The sequence below is a fragment of the Streptomyces sp. NPDC057445 genome (assembly GCF_042802855.1).
GTDB lineage: Bacteria > Actinomycetota > Actinomycetes > Streptomycetales > Streptomycetaceae > Streptomyces.
Window position 1 is genome coordinate 205,663 of record NZ_JBHVDH010000005.1, and the last position, 19,563, is coordinate 225,225.

Here is a 19,563-nt window from a genome sequence, read left to right on the forward strand (position 1 = left end):
CGTACCTGGGCGCCCCGCGTCACGGCCTGTCAGGACGCGGTACGACGTGTTCGCCCGGCGTGGCGAGCTCCTCGACGTCACCGGCGCCGACCACCGCTCCCGTGGACTTCCTGCCTCGCCGCAGCCGGGCCTCGAGCCGGCTCGCGAAGGTGGTGAGCGCGAAGTTCAGCACCACGAACACCACGGCGACGACGGTGAAGCAGGCGATGGTGTTCGCACCGTAGTTGGCGCTCATGGGGCGCACCGACGCAAGCAGCTCGGAGAACCCGAGCAGCGCGCCGCCGAGCGCGGTGTCCTTCACGACGACCACCAGCTGACTGACGATGGCCGGCAGCATCGCGGTGACCGCCTGCGGCAGCAGCACGTACCGCATGACCTGGCCCCTGCGCATGCCGATGGCCTTGGCGGCGTCGGTCTGCCCCCGGGGCAGGGACAGAATGCCCGCCCGTACGACCTCGGCGAGCACCGAGGCGTTGTAGAGCACGAGACCGGTGACCACGGCGTAGAGCGGACGGCGGTCAGGGCTGATGTCGGTGAACTCGGAGTACGCCGCATTGGCGAAGAGCATGAGGATCAGCACGGGGATGGAGCGGAAGAACTCCACGACGGTGCCGGCCGTGCCGCGCACCCACCACTGCTCGGAGAGCCTGCCGATACCCAGGACGGCGCCGAGGGGCAGGGCGATGACCATGGCGAGGAACGCGGCGATGAGGGTGTTCTCAAGACCGGGCAGGATGTACGTCGTCCAGACCCGCGAGTCGGTGAAGAATGGCTGCCACTTGACCCACTCCAGCTGGTTCTTGTCGGCGAGGCTCCGGATCACCCACCAGAGGAGCGCGGCGACGGCTGCGAGGAACACGGCGGTGTACACGGCGTTGCGGCGTCTGGCGCGCGGCCCGGGTGCGTCGTAGAGGACGGAGGTCACCGCTTCACCGCCACCTTCTTGCTCACCCGGCCGAGGATCAGTCCGGTGGGAAGGGTGAGGAAGATGAAGCCGGCCGCGAAGATGGCGGAGATGAGAAGGAGCTGGGCCTCGTTCTCGATCATCTGCCGCATCAGCAGGGCGGCCTCGGTGACACCGATCGAGGCGGCCACGGTGGTGTTCTTGGTCAGGGCGATGAGCACGTTCGCCAGCGGGCCCACCACCGAACGGAAGGCCTGGGGAAGGACGACGAGGCGCAGTACCTGGGGGAAGCTCAGGCCGATGGCCCGGGCCGCCTCCACCTGGCCGACCGGCACCGTGTTGATGCCGGACCGCAGCGCCTCGCAGACGAATGCGGCGGTGTAGACGATCAGGCCGAGCACGGCGAGCCGGAAGTTGATCGTCTCGAACGTCTTCCCGCCCAGGGTGACGCCGAGCGTCTGGAAGAGGCCGAGCGAGGCGAAGACGATGACGACGGTCAGGGGGATGTTGCGCACCACGTTCACGTACGCGGTGCCGAAGCCGCGCATCAGGGGCACGGGGCTCACCCTCATGGCGGCCAGCGCCGTGCCCCAGATCAGGGCGCCTACGGCGGAGTAGACGGTGAGCTGCACCGTCGTCCAGAAGGCGCCCAGCAGGTCGTATCCCTCAAGGAAGTCGAACACGGTCTCCCGCCTTCGGCGCGTGGTCGGTCACGGACCGGACGGCGGCTCAGCCGACGATCACGCCGATCTTCGGGGCGGACTCGCTCTTGTACCCGGACGGCCCGAGGTTCTTCTTGACGTATGCGTCCCAGGAGCCGTCCGCGACCATCTTCTCCAGGGCAGCGTTGATCCGGCTCTTGAGTTCGCTGCCCTTCTGGACACCGATTCCGTAGTTCTCGTTGCTCATCCTGAAGCCGCCCAGCTTGAACTTCCCCTTGAACCCGGGCTGCGCCGCAAAGCCGGCGAGGATGGCGTCGTCGGTGGTGAGGGCGTCGACGGCCTTGTTCTCGAGGCCGGTAAGGCACTCCGAATAGCCGCCGTACTCCTGGAGCTGGGCCTTGGGCGCGAGTTTCGTCTTGACGTTCTGCGCCGAGGTGGAGCCGGTGACCGAGCAGAGCTTCTTGTCGTTCAGGTCCGACGGCTTGGTGATCGAGTTGTCGTCCGCGCGCATCAGGACGTCCTGGTGGGCGAGGAAGTAGGGCCCGGCGAAGTCGACCTTCTTCAGACGTTCGGGGGTGATCGAGTACGAGGCCGCGATGAAGTCGACGTCGCCGCGCTGGAGCAGCGTCTCGCGGTCGGCGCTCTTGGCTTCCTTCCACTCGATGTCGGCGGGCTTGTGGCCGAGTTCCTTGGCCACGTAGGTCGCGACGTCGACGTCGAGGCCGGTGAACTTCCCGTCCGGGGTCTTCAGGCCGATGCCCGGCTGGTCGTACTTGATACCGACGGCGATCTTGTGCCCGTCACCGCCGCCGCCGTCGCCGCCGGAACCGCAGGCCGCGGCGGTCAGGGAGAGCGCGAGCGCGGCGACGGCCGCGGTGGTGACCTGGTGAAGCCTCATCGTGATCATCCCTGGGATAGATGTGCGGTGCTTGTCGTGCTCAGTGGTGGAGGATCTTCGACAGGAAGTCCTTGGCCCGGTCACTGCGCGGGTTGACGAAGAACTCTTCGGGCGTCGTCTCCTCCACGATCCGCCCGTCGGCCATGAAGACCACACGGTTGGCGGCCGAACGGGCGAAGCCCATCTCGTGGGTGACGACGACCATGGTCATGCCGTCCCGGGCGAGCTGCTGCATGACCTCCAGCACCTCGTTGATCATCTCGGGGTCGAGCGCCGAGGTCGGCTCGTCGAAAAGCATGATCTTCGGCTCCATGGCCAGTGCCCTGGCGATGGCCACGCGCTGCTGCTGGCCGCCGGAGAGCTGGGCGGGGTACTTGTCGGCCTGGGAACCGACACCCACCCGGTCGAGGAGCGAGCGGGCGCGCTCCTCGGCGGCGCTCTTCTCCGCCTTGCGGACCTTGATCTGACCCAGCGTGACGTTCTGCAGCACGGTCTTGTGCGCGAAGAGGTTGAACGACTGGAACACCATCCCCACGTCGGCCCGCAGCCGGGCGAGCTGCTTGCCCTCGGCCGGGAGCGGCTTCCCGTCGATGAAGATCTCGCCCGAGTCGATCGTCTCGAGCCGGTTGACGGCCCGGCACAGGGTGGACTTCCCCGACCCCGAGGGACCGATCACGACCACGACCTCGCCCCGGTGGACGGTCAGATCGACGTCCCGGAGCACATGGAGCGCGCCGAAGTGCTTGTTGACCTTGTGCAGCTCGACCAGGGCACCGCCCGCACCCGGCATGGCATGGTCCTTGCTCACTGTCGCTCCGCTCCTCGGCTTCATGCTGCGTCCTCGCCGGGCGGTGCGCACGCCGGAGCCGGGCTTGGATCACCGGTCGGTAGCAGGGACACCGGGGAGCGGCTGCTCCGTCCAGATGATCTTGCCGCTTCCGGTCCTGCGGGTGCCCCAGCGCCGCGCGAGATGGGCGACCATGTCCAGCCCCCGGCCGCCCTCGTCGTCGTCCTCGGCGTGTCGCAGGTGGGGAGAGGCATTGCTGGTGTCGGAGACCTCGAAGGTCAGGACGGTGTCGCGGATCAGCCGGAGACCGACGGGCCCGGAGGAATAGCGGACCGCGTTGGTGACCAGCTCGCTGGCGATGAGCTGAGTGGTGAAGACGACGTCCTCGAGGTCCCAGTCCTCCAGCGCGTGGCCGACCAGCCGACGGGCCGCGGCGGCGCTCTCCGGCTCGTTGCGGAGCGTCCACAAGCGCACCTGGTCAGGGCCGAGCCCACGGGTGCGGGCCAGCAGCAGCAGAGCGTCGTCGTCGGGATCCTCGGGGAGCAGGGAGGCCACGAGGGCGTCGCACATCTCCTGCAGGGAATCGCTGGGGCGGCCGAGCACCTCGCGGTAGAGGGGCAGCCGGTCCTCGACCGGGCCGTGGAGCAGTCCGCAGTTCTGAAGGGCGAGGACGCTGCCTTCGGGAAGGCCGATCAGGGTGGTCGGATACGAGCTCACGCCCCGGCCCAGGACCGGACCCTCCGGGCAGTCGACAAGCCGGACGGTGCCGTCGGGAAGGGCAAGGACGGGCGGCGGATGGCCGGCCCGTGCGATGGCGCACTCGCGCGTGCTGGGGTCGTACACGAGGTAGAGGCATGTCGCGGTCAGGGGCGGATCGTCGGACCGCTCGAGGCCGGACACGGCCGGATACTCATGGGCGAGTTGCCCGGTCACGTCATGCAGGCGTTCGAGGACTTCGTGCGGCGGGAGGTCCATGGCGGCGAAGGCACTGACCGCCGTGCGCAGCCGCCCCATCGTGGTCACGGTCCGCATGCCGCACCCCGACACATCGCCCGCCACGAGGGCGACACGCGCTCCGGACAGTGGCACAACGTCGTACCAGACACCGCTGGAGACCACGGGGAGATAGGTGTACGCAGTCGCCACGGCGGTGTGCGCGGGCAGCCGGAGAGGCACCAGGGTGCGCTGGGTGAGACGCGCGAGCGTGTGCTCGCGGGTGTAGAGGCGGGCGTTGTCGACGCACACCGCCGCACGGGCGACCAGGTCGCGGGCGAGATCGAGGTCGGCGTCCTCGAAGGGCGGGGAGCCCCTCGTGCGGTAGAAGGCGGCCATGCCGAGCACCACGCCGCGGGCGGCGAGCGGTACCGCCATGAGCGAGTGTGCGCCCGCCCGCCGCAGCAGCTCGGCCTGGGCCGGGACTCGGGTCGTCCACGCGTCGTCGTGTTCCAGAGCGCGTACGAGCCGGGGCTGGAGGTCGGCCAGGGCCTGGGCGTAGGGCGTCCCGAAGGGCATCACCCGTACGTCCCCGATGCCGTACGGACTCTCCACCGGGATCGAGCGGACCGACCGGAAGCCCGCCCTGCGGACGGTGATCCGGTCGACCAGAGGGCCCGGGGCGGGGGCCTCACCGTGCAGCACGGAGTCCAGGACGTCGATCACGGCCACTTCGGCGAGTTCCGGCGCTGCGGAATCGGCGAGTTCCTGCGCCGTCCGGAACACGTCCAGCGTGCTTCCGATGGTCTCGCCGGCCCGGTAGAGCAGTTCCAGGCGCCGCTCGGCCCGGTCCCGCTCGGTGACGTCGACCACCGTCGCGGCGACTCCGAGGACGCGGCCGTCGGAGTCCTCGAGGCGGAAGGCGGAGAGGGAGAGCACCCGCTCCTCGTCACCGAGGTTCGGCAGGCGCACTCTGTTGCGGTGGTTGGTGACGGGCTTCCCCGATTCGAGCACCTGCCGGAGCATGCGCTCCGTGTCGTCCGCGATGATTCCGAGGTCGCTCCACTTGTGCCCCAGCAGGTCCTGGGGGTTCACGCCCTCCGCACCGGGCGCGCCGGTGTTGAACCGTACGACGCGCAGATCGCGGTCCAGCACGTGCAGGCCGATCGGGGGCCGGGTGAACAGCGCGTGCAGCAGAGCCGCGTCGAGTTCGGAATCCATGCCGTACGCGCCTCCTTTGTCGTACGGCGCATTGCACACACCTTGCCCTCCATTCACGCGCGCGAGGCCCGGCGGCGCACCCCGGCCCGGGCCCGTCCGGGTGAGAGGGCGCGGAACCGGCCATTGCCGCCGAGCTCTGAGTGACGCTCCGCACACGCTCGGCAACGCGCGCTCTCCGGGGAGGCGGATGGGCCATCCCCGGCGCATGTGCGGGAACCGGGCCGCGCCCCGGGGGACATCGGGCCGCGCCCCAGGGGACATCGGGCAGCCGTCCGGCCGACCTGGACGACGACGCAGCGCAAGGACCTCAAGTACAGCCTCGTTCCGTGCACGGCCGAAGGCGCCTCGTGCTCGGGCGCCGGCGGCACCGGCCTCGGGGTGAACTACGAGATCCCGCTTCCCCCGGGAGCCACCCGCACGGTCACTGTGACCTGTCGGATCGCCGCCGGCTCCGGCTGCAACGGCAACATCGGCTTCTCCTCGTACCTCCACCACGAGTACGACAACGGCCGGAGCATCAAGGAAGGAATCTTCACCGCCCCGGACACCCGGGTCGTCCGCCCTCCCACGACGCCGGCAGCCTCCTGACCACAGCCCCGCACCCGACGGCGACCCCGGAGCGCACACCCCTCGGGCGGCCGCCCGCCATCCGCGTTGCGGGCACGGACCGTACGCCGGAACGCCTGGCCGAAAATGAACGCTCGCGACACGCTCGCTTGTTCGGGCCACTTCCGACAGCAAGCGTTTACCCTCTGCGCCCACTCGATCTCTCCCCGCAGGGGAGCGGGTCACGGGGCGCCCGCCCCGACGCGGCACCTGCGCTTTTTCGTCAATTTTCACCACAGGCGCACAGAACCCACACGCAGCATCCACTATGTGACGCGTAAGGGCACAACGGCCGCACGCTTCCGGGGAGGGGCGTGCCCGTTGTGCTGGGGGGAAACGGGGAGGGACCTCACCGCATGAAGCGGACCCGCGCCAAGCGGACTCTACGCACGACCGCGCTCACCGCCGGAGCGCTCGTCCTCTCGCTGGGTATACCGGCGGCGCCGGTCCAGGCCGACGAGGGGACGCCCCGCATCGACCTGCGGGTGCTGATCGTGTCCGACGGCGGCCCGGCGACGGACGCCATCGCCGCCGAACTCGACGGTGCGGGGACCCCGTACACCGTCGTCGAACTCCGAAGCCCGGACCGCCCGTCGATCGACGCGGCCTTCCTCGCCGACACCGTCGACGGGCGACAGCGCGCCAAGTACCAGGCCGTCGTGCTGCCTGGAACAGCGCGGTGAAGGCCGGTCAGGTCACCGCCTACCGGGTCGGCGGCTCGGTGACCGTCACCGCTCCCGAAGGTGTCGCGGTGAACGCCACGATGCCGTCCGGGACCGGCCAGGCACTCCTGGACGGGACGGCCGCCTTCGGGCAGCCGTACGCGGGGACCGTCTCCGGTCGGGTCATCCCCGCGGCGGGCCAGGCGAGCGTGACGCTCTCCCTGCCGTCGGCGCCCGCGCCCGCGACCGGGACGGCGACGAGTACGGGGACGGGGACGGGGACCAGCAGCGGCACCACGCGCCTCACGGCCCCTTCGCCCGACGTGCCCGTGCCCGCCGGGGTCGGCCGTCATGTGCCGCCCGGCGCCGACCGGCGTCGCTGAACCCGGCCCCACCGGCCGACGCGAGGACGCGTTCCGGATGCCGTCCGGCGTCCGGAACCCTTCGCTCGCCCTCCGCCCCACCTCTTTCTGCCGTGGAGCTCATCCATGCACGTCCAGAACCGCGCGCCGCGCTCAGGCGCGGCGCGGGTCACCCTCCTCACCGAAGGCACCTACCCGCACAGTCATGGCGGTGTGAGCGTCTGGTGCGACCAGCTCGTGGGCGGCATGCCCGACATCGACTTCGACGTCATCGCGGTGACCGGCACCGGACGCGAAGCCGTCGTATGGGACCTGCCACCCCACGTCGCGGAACCTCTGACGGTCCCCATGTGGGGCCCCGCTCCCGCCGGTTCACCGCCGCGCGGCCGCCGGGAGCGAAGGCTCATGGCCGCGTACGAGAGATTTCTGACGGCCCTGCTCGACCCGTCCGCGGAGGACGGCTTCGCGCCGGCGCTGTACGAGATGGCCCGCGCCGCACGCGACGGACAGCTCGGTCCCGCGCTGCGCGGGGACCGCGCTCTGCGCGTCATGACCGGCGTCTGGAACCGGCCGGGCCTGACCGTCCGGGAAGCCCGGCCGTCGCTGCACGACGCGGTGACCGCCACCGGGCTGCTGGAGCATGCGCTCCGGCCGCTCGCGGCCCGCCCGCCGGAGCACGGCGTGGCGCACGCGGTCAGCGGAGGCGTTGCCGTCCTTCCGGGGCTGGCCGCCCTGGAACTCCACGGCGTCCCGCTGCTGCTGACCGAGCACGGCGTCTATCTGCGGGAACGCTATCTGGGCTACCGGACAGCGCCGTACCGCTGGCCGGTCAAGGCCGTGCTGCTGGGCTTCTTCCGGCTGCTGGCCGAGGAGACCTATCGGCGGGCGGCCCTGATCACACCCGGCAACCGGTACAACCGGCTGTGGGAGGAGCAGGGCGGCGCCGATCCCCGGCTGATACGCACCGTCTACAACGGCGTCGATCCGGCGGCCTTCCCGCCCGCCGGTCCCGAGCCGGAAGGCCCCACCCTGAGCTGGGCGGGCCGGGTGGACCCGATCAAGGACCTGGAGACCCTGATACGGGCGTTCGCCCAGGTCCGTGGTGTGCTCCCGGACGCCACGCTCCGGCTCTTCGGCGGCACTCCGCGCGGCGGCGAGGCCTATCGGGAGCGCTGTGAGGCGCTCGCCGAGGAACTCGGCCACGGCGACGCGGTCACCTTCGAAGGCCGGGTCGAGGACATCCGGGACGCCTACGCGGCGGGAAACGTGGTGATGCTCTCCAGCATCAGCGAAGGCTTCCCCTTCACGCTGATCGAGGCCATGTCGTGCGGCCGGGCGACCGTCTCCACCGATGTGGGGGGAGTGCGGGAAGCGGTGGGCGAGGCCGGTCTGGTCGTCCCGCCGCGCGATCCGGGCGCGATGGCGTCGGCCGCGCTCGAGCTGCTGGCCGATCGGCCGAGGCGCGCGGCCATGGGCGAGGCGGCCAGGCGGCGGGTGATCGAACAGTTCACGCTCCGTCAGACCGTCGACACCTTCCGGGCCGTCTACCTCGAACTCTCCGTACGGGGCACGCTCCGGCTCGCGGACCCGTGGAGCGGCGACCTCGACGAAGAGGCGGCTCTGAGGAGCGTGGCCGGATGAGCGGTCCCATGCCCCTCGAACCCGGTCCGGGCCATGGGGACGCCTTCGCAGCACGGCTCGCGACCCCCGAGGTCACGCTCGCTCTGCGCCTCTCGGCACGGGCACCCGACGGCACCCTCGCACTTCGCGTGCCGCGGGCGGCCGACGATCCGGTGGATGTGCTGGCCGCCGAACTGGCCGACCGGATAGGGCCGGCGGTGCACCCGTACGAGGTGGCCGCCGTGCTGGAGTCGGAGGGACTGACGGGCGATCAGATCAAGGAACGCTACGGCCACCCGGATCTGTTCTCGCTCGCCGCCGACCTGTACGGGCGCGTGCCGCGCAGCTTTCCTCAGCCGCCTCCGGGGGCCGATCCCTGGGCGCCCGATCATGTCCGGTGTGCCCTGCGCGGCGCGCTGTTCGCCCTGCCCGGACTGGCCTATCTGCTGACCGGTCAGCTGTGGCACGGCGAGCGGGGGGTGTACGCGCTGGTCGCGGCGGGCCTGCTGTCCTGGGCATGGGGGCAGGCGCTCAGTCATCGCGCGTATCTGCGGCTGACCGCGGGGCGGCGGGAGGCGGGCCTGACGCTGCTGGTCGGTGCGCCGGCCGGAGCCGTCGCCGCGGCGGCGGCCGGGCTCGCCGTGGCGGGCCCGGGCCCGGCGGCGCTGTTCGCCGTGGGGCAGTCGCTGTATCTCGCTGCGGCCGGAGTGCTGCTGGTGTGCGGCAAGGAACGGATCCTGCTGGCCACGCTCACCCCGCTGGTCGCGGGATCCGCGGTGCTGCCCTGGTGGGACCCGGGTCCCGCCCTGCGGATCGGACTGCCGTCGCTGACCGTGCTGTTGGCCGCCGTGGCCGCGGGGCATGCGGTCCGCGTCATGGTCGGGGCCGGTGCGGCGTCCGGCGCCGGCGCCCGGCCGCGGCTCGTCGAGTCGCTTCCGTACGGCCTGTTCGGGCTGTCCGCCGGTGTGCTGGTGATGCTCGTGGGGCAGCGGCAGCCGCTCGCCGTGATCGCGCTCACCGTGAGCATGGGCTGGGCGGAGTGGCTGCTGTACCGCTACCGGGGACTCTCGGTGGCGGCGCTCCGTGCGGCGGCGGACGAGACCGGATTCCGGCTGCGGTCCGCCGGCGCGCTGGCGATCTGTCTGGGCGGCTATCTGCTCCCGCTCGTGCCCGCGGCGCTGCTGACGGGCACAGAACCGGGCCCGCTGGTGGCCGTCGCGGCACTGCTGTGGACCGCGCTGCTGCTGCAGGCGTTCGGTGTCGCCTGGCCCCCGGCCGCGGTGGCACTCACCGCGGCGTCGGGCGCCGCGGCCACGGCGGTCCTCGGCCGGCCTCCCGGCACCGCGGCCCTGCTGGTCTGCTCCGGCACCGCGGCGGCACTGCTCGTCGTCGCCGTCCTCCGGCTGCTGGGGCGGCCGACCGCGCACGCCTGACCCCCCGGACCGGAACACACATCACAGAAACCGACACCACGCACACCCGACGGGCACTACTCCCCGCAAACCACCGATCACCGCAAGCCACCGATCACCACGAGACACCGACACAGACAACCGACACCGAAACCGACAGCACCGGACTGCCAGAAAAGGAACACCAGTTGACTTCCGCACCGCTCGCCGCCGTCACCGGGGCCGAGGGCTTCATCGGCTCTCACCTGACCGAGGAGCTCGTCGCCTCCGGTCACCGGGTCCGCGCCATGGCCCAGTACAATTCCTTCTCCTCCTACGGCTGGCTGGAGACCCTGCCGCCCGAGGTCCTCGACCATGTCGAGATCGTCCTGGGCGACGTCCGCGACCCCGGCTCCGTCCGCGCCCTCGCCGAAGGCGCCGACGCGGTCTACCACCTCGCCGCGCTCATCGCGATCCCGTACTCGTACCAGGCACCGCACAGCTATGTGGACACCAATGTCACCGGCACCCTCAATGTGCTGGAGGCCGTGCGGGCCCTGGGCATCCCCCGACTGGTGCACACCTCCACGAGTGAGACGTACGGGACCGCGCGGACGGCGCCCATCACCGAGGACCACCCCATCAACACCCAGTCCCCGTACGCGGCGTCGAAGGCCGGCGGCGACCGGCTCGCCGACAGCTACCACGCGAGCTTCGAGACGCCCGTGGTGACGCTGCGGCCCTTCAACACCTTCGGCCCCCGGCAGTCGATGCGAGCCGTGATCCCGACCGTCATCGGCCAGGTCGCCGCGGGCGCGCGCACCATCACCCTCGGCGATCTGCGGCCCACAAGGGACTTCACCTTCGTCAAGGACACCGCACGGGCCTTCCTGGCCGTGGGCACCGCGCCGGCCGCGTCCGTCGTGGGCCGGACCTTCAACGCGGGGACCGGCGGCGAGATCTCGGTGGGCGACCTCGTGCGCCTCATCGGCAAGGTGATGGACACCGACGTCGACGTGCAGGAGGACGAGCAGCGCATCCGCCCCGCGGCGTCGGAGGTCATGCGCCTCGTCGCGGACGCGACGAGGCTGCGCGAGGCGACCGGCTGGGCGCCGGAGCACGACCTGGAGCAGGGCCTGACCCGGACGGTGGAGTTCTTCCGCGAACCGGCCAACCTCGCCCGGTACAAGACCGACATCTACAACATCTGACGCTTCAGGACCGTCCGCGTCTTCCGACCGCCTTACCCACAAGGGGCTCCTCATGCACGCCGTAATTCTCGCCGGAGGCAAGGGCATCCGGCTGCGTCCGTACACCACCGCGCTCCCCAAGCCGCTCGTGCCGATCGGCGACCGGCACGCGATCCTGGAGATCGTGCTCCGCCAGCTCGCCGCCTGCGGCTTCACCAGCTGCACCATCGCCGTCGGCCATCTCGGCCACATCATCCGCGCCTATGTCGGCAGCGGTTCGCGCTGGGGGCTGAGCATCGACTACGCCACCGAGGAGAGCCCGTTGGGCACCATGGGCCCGCTGCTGACCATGCGGGACCGGCTGCCCGAGACGTTCCTGGTCATGAACGGCGACATTCTCACCGATCTCGACTACGCCGACGTGCTGCGACGGCACCGCGCATCGGGCGCCCCGCTGACGATCGCCACCTACGCCCGCAAGGTCCGCATCGACTTCGGGGTACTGACCACGGACGCGGGCAAGGTGGTGGGCTTCGCGGAGAAGCCGAGCATGGACTACCGCGTCTCCATGGGTGTGTACGGCCTGTCCCGCGGGACCCTCGACGGGTACACCCCCGGACTGCCACTGGGCTTCGACGAGCTCGTCCTCGACCTGCTGAAGGCCGGGGACGCGCCGGGCGCCTACGAGTTCGACGGATACTGGCTCGACATCGGCCGACCCGACGACTACGACCGGGCCAACGCCGAGTTCACCACGCATCAGTCGCTGCTGCTCAAGGGAGCCTGAACACCCCATGCGCATCATCCTTCTGGGCTACACCGGGTACCTGGGCGGCCACATCGCAGAGCAGTTGCGCGCGCTGGGGGGCACGCGGCTGTTCGGTGCCGGCCGCGCCCCCACCGCCGACCTCCGCGTCGACCTCGCCACAGCCGGCACGGGGCAGCTGGCCGATGCCCTCGCGGACTTCGCCCCCGACGCCGTCGTCAACTGCGCGGGGGCCGTCGGCGGCGACCCCGTGACGGACGCCGAGGTCAACGCCCGCGGCCCAGCCGTGCTGTGCGCGGCGCTCCGGAAGGCGGCGCCATCGGCCCGGCTGGTCCATCTTGGTTCTGCCGCGGAGTACGGGGCGACCGAGCACGGCGTACGGGTCACAGAGGACGCCCCGACCCGGCCGCTCGCCTCCTACGGCGCGACCAAGCTCGCGGGGACGGTCGCCGTCGCCTCTTCGGGGCTCGACGCGGTCGTCCTGCGTGTGGGGAATCCGGTCGGCCCCGGCGCCGCGCCCTTGAGTCTGCCGGGCGGCACCGCGATGCGGCTGCACCAGGCGGGCAGCGACCCGGGCGCCGTCGTGCGCTTCGGCGATCTGTCCGCGTACCGCGACTTCGTCGATGTGAGGGACCTGGCCCGGGCCGTGGTGCTGGCCACGACCGCGGACGGGCCGCTGCCCCGGGTTCTCAACATCAGCGGCGGCCGTGCCGTCCCGATCCGCGACCTGGTGCACACGCTGGCGGAAGCGGCGGGATTCCGGGGGCGGATCGACGAGGCGGGGAGCGGCTCGGCCCGCTCCGCCGGTGTCGCGTGGCAGTGCTCCGACATCACGGCGGCGCACGACGCCCTCGGCTGGGAGCCCCGGTTCGGGCTGGAGGACTCGCTCGCCGCCCTGTGGGCCTCGCTGTACGCACGGCCGGCAACCGGCCCGGTGGCGGAACAGGCGCCATGAACCTGCTCGTACCGCTCTATGTGCACCCTGCGCAGGACCCGGACGCCTGGCGGCTGGTCGCGGAGCGCGCCGACCGGATCTACGGTGTGGTGCTGAATGCCGCGAACGGTCCCGGCACCGCGCCCGATCCGGCGTTCGTCTCCGCCGCCCGCGCCTTGCGGGCGGCGGGCACGCGCGTCCTCGGCTATGTCGACCTGGACTACGGGGTACGCCCGGACGTCGCGGTGCTCCGCGATCTCGACCGCCACCACGAGTGGTACGGCACCGACGGCTGCTTCTTCGACCAGGTGCCCGCCGACCGGTCGGCCCTGCCCGCGTGCCGGCGTCTCGTGCGGGCGGCCCGGCAGCGAGGGGCGGCAACGATCGTGCTCAATCCGGGAGTTCACCCCGCCCCGGGCTACGCCCGTATCGCCGATCTGCTCGTGACCTTCGAGGGATCCTGGTCGGTCTATCTGGCCTCCTTCACCCGCCCCCGCTGGACCGCGCGTCACCCGGAGGAGCGGTTCTGCCATCTGGTGTACGGTGTGCCACCCGCGCTGGCCGAGGTCGCCACGCGGGCGGCGAAGGAGCGCGGGGCGGCGGTGTCCTGCGCCGTTGCGGACACCCTGCCCAACCCCTGGGCCGCTCCCCCGCCCGCCCTTCTCGGAGAAACACCGTGAGCCCCCAGGTCCGCCGCCCGCCGGTGTTCAGCGCCCTCGTCGCGCTACTCGCACTGCTCCTGGTGGCGGGATGTACGGCGCAACCCCCGCCGGGCCCGACACCCGGTCCGGGCCGCACCCGCTGGCAGCCCGGGCCGGGCACACCCTGGCAGTGGCAGCTGAACGGCCGCGCGGATCCGACGGCGGCGGATGTTCCCGTGTACGACATCGACGGCTTCGAGAACTCCGCGGCCGACGTCGCACGCCTGCACCGGGACGGCCGGAAGGTCATCTGCTACATCAACGCGGGCGCATGGGAGGACTTCAGGCCCGATCGCGCCGACTTCCCCGCTGCCGTGCGAGGCCGGCCGAACGGCTGGGACGGGGAGCGCTGGCTGGACATCCGCCGGCTCGATGTGCTCCGGCCGCTGCTGGAGCGGCGTTTCGACATGTGCCGCGACAAGGGCTTCGACGCGGTGGAGCCCGACCTCATGGACGCCTACCTCAACGACACCGGCTTCCCCCTGACGGCCGCCCACCAGCTCACGTACAACCGCATGATCGCCCGCATCGCCCACGACCGGGGGCTGTCCGTGGGCCTCAAGAACGATGTGCCGCAAATCCCGGCACTGGTCGAGGACTTCGAGTTCGCGGTCAACGAGGAGTGCGCCAGGTACGACGAGTGTGCGGCGCTCACTCCCTTCATCAAGGCGGGCAAGGCGGTCTTCCACGTCGAATACGACCTGTCCACAGAGGACTTCTGTGACCGGAGCCGACGTCTCGGCCTGTCCTCGATGAGGAAGAAGCTCGAGCTGGACCGCTGGCGGCAGCCCTGTTGAGGGTGGGCGGGCGTGACGGTGGGCGGGCGAAGGGGCGTGGGGCGGGGGTGATGGTGGGCGGCCCACCGGCCGCGGTCAGGAGGCGGGGCGCAGGAAGCGGCGGAGTTTCGTCAGTGTCCAGGTGTTGATGATGTCGTCCTTGGTCAGCCAGCCGCGCTGTGCGGTGGCCACCCCGTAGCGCATGTACGGCAGATGCGTGGTGGAGTGGGCGTCCGAGTTCACGGCGAATTTCACGCCGTACCGCTTCGCGCGCAGGATGTCCTCGTCGCCGAGGTCGAGTCGCTCGGGGTGGGCGTTGACCTCCAGCGCCGTGCCGGTTCTGGCACAGGCTTCGAAGACGGCGTCGAAGTCGGCGTCGATCCCCGGACGTCTGCCGATGCGGCGCGTGGTGGGGTGACCGATGACGGCCACGTAGGGGTTCTCGCATGCCCGGACGAGGCGGCGGGTCAGCGTCTGCCGGTTCTGGTTGAAGTGCGAGTGGATCGAGGCGACGCAGATGTCGAAGCCCGCGAGGAAGTCGTCGGGCCAGTCGAGGCCGCCGTCGGGGCCGATGTTGAGCTCCGTGCCGTGCAGCAGCCGCATCCCCCGGTGTCTGCGGTCGAGTTCGCGGACGCGCTCACGCTGGGCGAGCATCTTCTCCGTGGTCATGCGCTGCATGGCGAGATCGGGGGCATGGTCGGTGACCGCGTAGTAGGAGTATCCGCGCTCGGCAGCCGCGGCGACCATCTCTTCGAGCGGGGCGAGACCGTCCGTGAGGTCGGTGTGGGTGTGGAGGTCGCCGCGTATGTCCTTCTCTGTGACCAGGTCCGGGAGTTCGCCTCGCAGGGCTGCCGCGATCTCGCCTCGGTCCTCACGGAGCGTCGGCGGGATCCAGGACAGACCGAGACGGCGGTAGATCTCCTCCTCCGTTTCCGAGGTGATCTTCTTGCCGCTCTCGGCGTCGAAGAGCCCGTACTCGGACAGCTTGAGCTTCTGCCGTACCGCCATCTCACGGGTGCGGATGTTGTGCGCCTTGGAGCCGGTGAAGTACTGCAGGCCCGCCCCCCAGGAGTCGGGCGGCAGAACACGCAGGTCGACCTGGAGGCCCTTGGTGGTGCGGATGGAGGTCTTCTTGTCACCGTGTGCGATGACCTCGGCGGTGTACGGGAGGTTCCCGAGAGCCTCCATGAACGGCGCCGCTTTCTCCGCCGCGACGAGGATGTCGATGTCGCCGATGGTCTCCCGCATTCGGCGCAGCGATCCGGCGTACGTACAGCCTTCACAGCCCTTGATCCCCGAGAGCTCCCCGATGATCTGTTCGGCCGAGTCCATTGCGGCGTTGAGGAGGATGCGGCTGCCTGCCTTCTGCATGAGGGCGATGCCGTGGAGGAGGTTCTTCTCCGTCTTCTCGCCGAACCCTTTGAGATCGCGCAGCCGCTCCTCGTGGATGGCGTGGAGCAACTGGTCCACGGAGGAGACCTCGAGCTCCTGATAGAGCAGCATGGCCTTCCTGGGGCCGAGCATCGGGATCGTCATCAGCTCCCGGACACCGGCGGGGACGGACCGGCGGCGTTCCTCGACGACGGAGATCTGTCCGGACGTCAGGTATTCGGTCACCTTGTCGGCGATGGACCTGCCGACACCGGGGATCTCCCGCAGTTCCTTGGAGTCGAGTTTCGAGACATCGGCGTGATGGCCGCCGATGGCGCGGGCGGCCTTCTCGTAGGACCTGGCCCTGAAGGCATCGCCGCCGGTGATCGCGATGAGGTCGGCGTACTCCTGCAGGAGGGCCTCGATCTCTTCGTTGACCCTGGGCATGACTCCAGCGTCACACGGTCCCCAGCGCCGCGCCTGCTGGCACGTACACGACAATCCCATGGCGGCCCCAGGGACAGCCCGCTCAAGAAGTCGCAGCTCAGAAGGTTGACGCAGACAGGGGAACGTCGGATCGATCCATGGCGTTGAGTCCGGCAAGGCAGCCACCGTCGACGGGCTGTGGTGCCACCCCGTTCTGGTCACCCGTCCGGAGTTCCATGTCCAGTGTCCGAGCTGTTCCCACCGCACTCGCCGGGGCGTTCATAGCCATGCTCGTCGGCTGCTCCGCCGGCGCGGGCCCAGCGCCGCCCGGCAAGCAGGCCGCCGCCCCCGTCAGCTCCCCCGGAGGCGTGACGGCCGCGGCTCCGGCAGCCACCCCGACCGCCGGCCGGGCATCGGCCCCAGCGCCGCCTCCGGCACCGGTGGCCGAGGAACCCGTTCCCGAGAAGACCGCGGCGGCGACCGCGCCCGCCTCGCTCTCCATCCCCTCGATCGGCGTCGACGAGCTGCGAGTCGTTCCGTACGAGGGCACGACGGACGACCGACCGGGCACCCGGATCCAGAATCGCGGCGTCGCCGCCAGCCCGTACGGAGACGGTGGCGGGGTCGGCCCCGGCCAGGTCGGCAACTACCTGGTCACGGCTCACCGCCTCTCGGCCGGCGGACCGTTGCGCGACCTCCCGTCGGTCGGCGTCGGCGACAGGGTCCTCGTCAGCGCGGGCGGCACGGTCTACGAATACAGGATCACCGGGACCAGGAAGACGTCCTTCCGCTCCCAGCGCTCGCTCGCCGAGCAGCGGTCGGCGGTCCCCGGCTTCCCGGGCAGGCAGCCCACCAAGGCGATGATCACGATCTCCACCTGCGCAACCCCGGAGGACACCGCCGCAGGCAACCTCTGGCGCGACGACAGGGGCAACCCTGAGCACCGCATCGACAAGGTCGGCGTGCTGGCCTCGGTACGGGAGCACGGAGGCGGCCCGGGCACCGGGTGACGCCTCGGCCCGGTGGCCCTGCCGGCGCCGGCCGGCCCTCAGGCGACGGCGGCCAGCGTGTCCACCAGTCTGCGACGCGCGGCGCGCGCGGCGGGCAGGGCCGACAGCGCGACCGCTCCCAGTACGGCCGCGGCGGCCAGCAGGAGCAGCAGACCGAGGGACGGCGCATGGGCGATACCGGCGCCGACGCCGCTGGAGCGGCCCTGTGCGTCGATCAGCCAGAGCGCGAGCGGCACCCCGAGCCCGGCACCCACCACCGCCGCTGCCAGCGCGGTGAAACCCACGGCGCTCACCGTGACCGCCGTGATCTGCCGCGGGGACAGCCCGATCGCCTTCAGCGCGAGCAGGTCCCGTTCGCCCTCCCGTACCGTCCCGCCGATCGCCGTCGACAGTTCGGTGAGCCCGATCAGGGCCAGGACCACGATCAGCCCGACCACCACGCCGCGCATCGGCGAGAGCCGGTCGGCGGGGCTGGTCACCTCGTGGATGTCCAGCCGTCCCCGGGACGCCTCGGTCAGCGCCGCGCGCACCTCACCCGGGTCGGCGTCCGGTCGCAGCTGGAGCCGGTAGAGCGTCGGGCGCAGGGCCGGATCGTTCTCGCGCAGCGTGTCGAGGGAGGTGGAGACGGTGCGGCCGCCGTTCTCGGGCTCGATGCTGCGGCCGACGATGTGCAGGATCTGCGGGTGGCCGCCGACCGTCATCCGCACCCAGTCGCCCACCCCCACGCCCAGCAGATCCAGCAGTCCCTGCCCCGCGACGGCCTCGTCCGGGCCGAGCGCCGCCCGGCCCTCGGCGACGGAGTACGGATAGGGCTGCTGCCGCGTCCCGACGCCACGCAGCGCGATGGTGCCGGTCTGGCCCGGGACGAGCGCCGCGACCTCGACGCCCGGATGGGCCGCCTCCACCCGGTCGTCGCCTTCGAGGAGGGCCTGCGCCTCCCTCTCACCGAGGCTCTGGTCGGCCCGTGCCGTGAGCGGGGCGGCGAGGCCGAGCTGCTCCGGTCTGCTGTCGAAGCGGCCGATCGTCGTCAGCGCACTGAGAGCGACCGTGATCAGGAGCAGCGGCAGCGCGAGCCGGGCGACCGTGGCAGGTGTCTGCGGGCCGCGCACGAAGGCCCGGTGGAATCCGAGCACCAGCGCGGGCGGCACCCGCAGCCCCAGGGCCCGGCGGGCCGCACCGGTCAGCCCTCCGCCCGCGCCCGTCGCGGCCGGGAGCACCGGTACGGGCGGCACCCGGCCCGCCCGCCACGCCGCGAGACAGGTCGTGGCACCGATGAACACGACCGCCGCGACCGGCACGGCGAGCAGCGCCGCGGTGTGCCCGGGCAGCCCCTGCCACACACCGATCGCCTCCCCGAGTCTGCCGGGCACACGGCTGCCGAGCGTCTCGGTCAGGACGGTGGCGGAAACCGCTCCGAGCACCGCGAACGCCAGATGCTGGACGAGGAAGACACGAACCACCTGGCCCGGGGTGAAGCCGATCGCCTTGAGCACGGAGATGTCCCGGAGATGGCCGCGGACCCGGGTGCTGATCGCGCCGTACACGGCCAGCGTGGCCGCGAGCAGCGCGCCGAGCCCGAAGAGCCCGAGCACCTGGCCGAGCAGCCGGGTGTCGCCCTGTGCCTCCGCACGTGCCTCCTGCCAGTTCGACACGTCGGTGACGGCTCCGGCGCCGAGCCGGGTCACCGCGCGCTGGACGGCGTAGTCGGTGTCGTCCGGGTCGGCGAGGTGCAGCCCGATGACGTGTCCTGGCCGGTCGCCGTCGCCTTGTGCCGCCCGCACCGATGGCGGCAGTGCCCAGACGGTGCCGGGACGCTCGCCCGGCCGGTAGCGGGGCTCGGCGCTGTCCGCGACACCGAGGACGGTGAAGGTACGCCCTGTGCCCGACAGCGTGAGGACATCGCCGGGCCCGGCCACCAGCGCCTGGGCGATGCTGCTCTCCAGGACGACGCCGTCGGGGGCCTCCGCGGTGAGCCACCGACCGGATGTGACCAGCGGGCGTCCGGTCGTGGGCGGTTCCTCGGCCGCGCCGCGCAGCTCGACGCCGGCCCGTGCACCGCGGGTCTCCACCGCGGCGGTGGCGGTGCGGTAGGGCCCCGACACGGAGTCCACGCCCTCGAGAGACTCGAGGGCGGCCATGTCGGCGGCGGGTCCTGCGTGGATCCAGACATGCGCCCCGTGGGACTGCGCGAACACCCGCTGCCAGGGGTTGGTGGCGTAGCCGAAGAGGGCGGCCGCCAGCAGCAGCGCGGCGACGATTCCGGCGGTTGCGGAGACGATGAACAGCGCTTCGCCGCGGTGGGTGCGCAGATCGGCGTGCGCCCAGCGCAGAGTGGCTCGCACA

Annotated in this window: 17 protein-coding genes and 1 pseudogene; 11 read left to right on the forward strand and 7 right to left on the reverse strand. The window is 71.4% G+C overall.

The features are described from left to right. Nucleotides 1-19 precede the first annotated feature (19 nt). The 5 genes from ACFU5O_RS14410 to ACFU5O_RS14430 form a co-directional block, all read right to left on the reverse strand. The gene (locus tag ACFU5O_RS14410) at nt 20-925 is read right to left on the reverse strand and encodes an amino acid ABC transporter permease (protein WP_384240008.1); all 906 of its coding nucleotides are present in this window, start codon (nt 923-925) and stop codon (nt 20-22) included. Further along, nucleotides 922-1,587 carry an amino acid ABC transporter permease gene (locus ACFU5O_RS14415; RefSeq protein WP_384240010.1) on the reverse strand — a complete coding sequence of 222 codons (666 nt, stop codon included), beginning with the start codon at nt 1,585-1,587 and terminating at the stop codon, nt 922-924. The genes ACFU5O_RS14410 and ACFU5O_RS14415 overlap by 4 nt, the downstream gene beginning before the upstream one ends. A 46-nt stretch (nt 1,588-1,633) precedes the next feature. Next, nucleotides 1,634-2,464, reverse strand: coding sequence for a glutamate ABC transporter substrate-binding protein (locus ACFU5O_RS14420; RefSeq protein ID WP_384240011.1), 831 nt, complete (start codon nt 2,462-2,464; stop codon nt 1,634-1,636). A gap of 40 nt (nt 2,465-2,504) precedes the next feature. Then, entirely contained in the window at nt 2,505-3,254 is a 750-nt protein-coding gene (locus ACFU5O_RS14425; RefSeq protein WP_384240434.1) for an amino acid ABC transporter ATP-binding protein, read from the reverse strand. Nucleotides 3,255-3,341: 87 nt separating this feature from the next. Further along, nucleotides 3,342-5,405 carry a SpoIIE family protein phosphatase gene (locus ACFU5O_RS14430; RefSeq protein ID WP_384240013.1) on the reverse strand — a complete coding sequence of 688 codons (2,064 nt, stop codon included), beginning with the start codon at nt 5,403-5,405 and terminating at the stop codon, nt 3,342-3,344. A gap of 207 nt (nt 5,406-5,612) precedes the next feature. Between ACFU5O_RS14430 and ACFU5O_RS14435 the strand changes: the two genes are divergently transcribed. The 10 genes and pseudogenes from ACFU5O_RS14435 (at nt 5,613) to ACFU5O_RS14480 (ending at nt 14,434) form a co-directional block, all read left to right on the forward strand. Then, nucleotides 5,613-5,993, forward strand: coding sequence for a hypothetical protein (locus ACFU5O_RS14435; RefSeq protein ID WP_384240015.1), 381 nt, complete (start codon nt 5,613-5,615; stop codon nt 5,991-5,993). A 374-nt stretch (nt 5,994-6,367) separates the two neighbouring features. Further along, a pseudogene (locus ACFU5O_RS14440) lies at nt 6,368-6,679 on the forward strand (hypothetical protein); the annotation flags it as partial. Nucleotides 6,680-6,690: 11 nt separating this feature from the next. Then, the gene (locus ACFU5O_RS14445) at nt 6,691-7,056 is read left to right on the forward strand and encodes a hypothetical protein (RefSeq protein WP_384240016.1); all 366 of its coding nucleotides are present in this window, start codon (nt 6,691-6,693) and stop codon (nt 7,054-7,056) included. A 105-nt stretch (nt 7,057-7,161) separates the two neighbouring features. Beyond that, nucleotides 7,162-8,676: a GT4 family glycosyltransferase PelF gene (gene pelF, locus ACFU5O_RS14450; protein ID WP_384240018.1), complete on the forward strand. Its 1,515-nt coding sequence runs from the start codon at nt 7,162-7,164 to the stop codon at nt 8,674-8,676. Further along, nucleotides 8,673-10,088, forward strand: a complete 1,416-nt coding sequence (locus tag ACFU5O_RS14455; RefSeq protein ID WP_384240020.1) for a hypothetical protein — start codon at nt 8,673-8,675, stop codon at nt 10,086-10,088. Before pelF ends, ACFU5O_RS14455 begins: the two co-directional genes overlap by 4 nt. Before the next feature lie 167 nt (nt 10,089-10,255). Beyond that, complete coding sequence (locus ACFU5O_RS14460) at nt 10,256-11,257, forward strand: SDR family NAD(P)-dependent oxidoreductase (protein WP_384240022.1); 1,002 nt, start codon at nt 10,256-10,258, stop codon at nt 11,255-11,257. A gap of 52 nt (nt 11,258-11,309) precedes the next feature. Continuing rightward, nucleotides 11,310-12,023, forward strand: coding sequence for a sugar phosphate nucleotidyltransferase (locus tag ACFU5O_RS14465; RefSeq protein ID WP_384240024.1), 714 nt, complete (start codon nt 11,310-11,312; stop codon nt 12,021-12,023). Nucleotides 12,024-12,030: 7 nt separating this feature from the next. Continuing rightward, complete coding sequence (locus ACFU5O_RS14470; RefSeq protein ID WP_384240025.1) at nt 12,031-12,957, forward strand: NAD-dependent epimerase/dehydratase family protein; 927 nt, start codon at nt 12,031-12,033, stop codon at nt 12,955-12,957. Further along, complete coding sequence (locus ACFU5O_RS14475) at nt 12,954-13,616, forward strand: spherulation-specific family 4 protein (RefSeq protein ID WP_384240027.1); 663 nt, start codon at nt 12,954-12,956, stop codon at nt 13,614-13,616. Before ACFU5O_RS14470 ends, ACFU5O_RS14475 begins: the two co-directional genes overlap by 4 nt. Then, nucleotides 13,613-14,434: an endo alpha-1,4 polygalactosaminidase gene (locus ACFU5O_RS14480; protein ID WP_384240028.1), complete on the forward strand. Its 822-nt coding sequence runs from the start codon at nt 13,613-13,615 to the stop codon at nt 14,432-14,434. The genes ACFU5O_RS14475 and ACFU5O_RS14480 overlap by 4 nt, the downstream gene beginning before the upstream one ends. 75 nt (nt 14,435-14,509) lie before the next feature. Here ACFU5O_RS14480 and polX read toward each other — a convergent pair whose 3' ends face one another. Next, entirely contained in the window at nt 14,510-16,231 is a 1,722-nt protein-coding gene (polX, locus tag ACFU5O_RS14485) for a DNA polymerase/3'-5' exonuclease PolX (protein ID WP_384240030.1), read from the reverse strand. Between the two features lie 215 nt (nt 16,232-16,446). On the opposite strand from polX, the gene ACFU5O_RS14490 reads away from it, so the two are divergent. Further along, entirely contained in the window at nt 16,447-17,220 is a 774-nt protein-coding gene (locus tag ACFU5O_RS14490) for a class E sortase (protein ID WP_384240032.1), read from the forward strand. A gap of 38 nt (nt 17,221-17,258) precedes the next feature. Here ACFU5O_RS14490 and ACFU5O_RS14495 read toward each other — a convergent pair whose 3' ends face one another. Then, on the reverse strand, nt 17,259-19,562 hold the full coding sequence (locus ACFU5O_RS14495) for an ABC transporter permease (protein ID WP_384240034.1): 2,304 nt from the start codon (nt 19,560-19,562) through the stop codon (nt 17,259-17,261). Between the last annotated feature and the right edge of the window lies 1 nt (nt 19,563).

Coding starts and splice junctions, on each gene's coding strand:
- ACFU5O_RS14420 (WP_384240011.1), bottom strand. CDS start 2,464: ATGAGGCTTCACCAGGTCACCACCGCGGCCGTCGCCGCGCTCGCGCTC.
- ACFU5O_RS14425 (WP_384240434.1), bottom strand. CDS start 3,254: ATGCCGGGTGCGGGCGGTGCCCTGGTCGAGCTGCACAAGGTCAACAAG.
- ACFU5O_RS14430 (WP_384240013.1), bottom strand. CDS start 5,405: ATGGATTCCGAACTCGACGCGGCTCTGCTGCACGCGCTGTTCACCCGG.
- pelF (WP_384240018.1), top strand. CDS start 7,162: ATGCACGTCCAGAACCGCGCGCCGCGCTCAGGCGCGGCGCGGGTCACC.
- ACFU5O_RS14455 (WP_384240020.1), top strand. CDS start 8,673: ATGAGCGGTCCCATGCCCCTCGAACCCGGTCCGGGCCATGGGGACGCC.
- ACFU5O_RS14465 (WP_384240024.1), top strand. CDS start 11,310: ATGCACGCCGTAATTCTCGCCGGAGGCAAGGGCATCCGGCTGCGTCCG.
- ACFU5O_RS14470 (WP_384240025.1), top strand. CDS start 12,031: ATGCGCATCATCCTTCTGGGCTACACCGGGTACCTGGGCGGCCACATC.
- ACFU5O_RS14475 (WP_384240027.1), top strand. CDS start 12,954: ATGAACCTGCTCGTACCGCTCTATGTGCACCCTGCGCAGGACCCGGAC.
- polX (WP_384240030.1), bottom strand. CDS start 16,231: ATGCCCAGGGTCAACGAAGAGATCGAGGCCCTCCTGCAGGAGTACGCC.
- ACFU5O_RS14490 (WP_384240032.1), top strand. CDS start 16,447: ATGTCCAGTGTCCGAGCTGTTCCCACCGCACTCGCCGGGGCGTTCATA.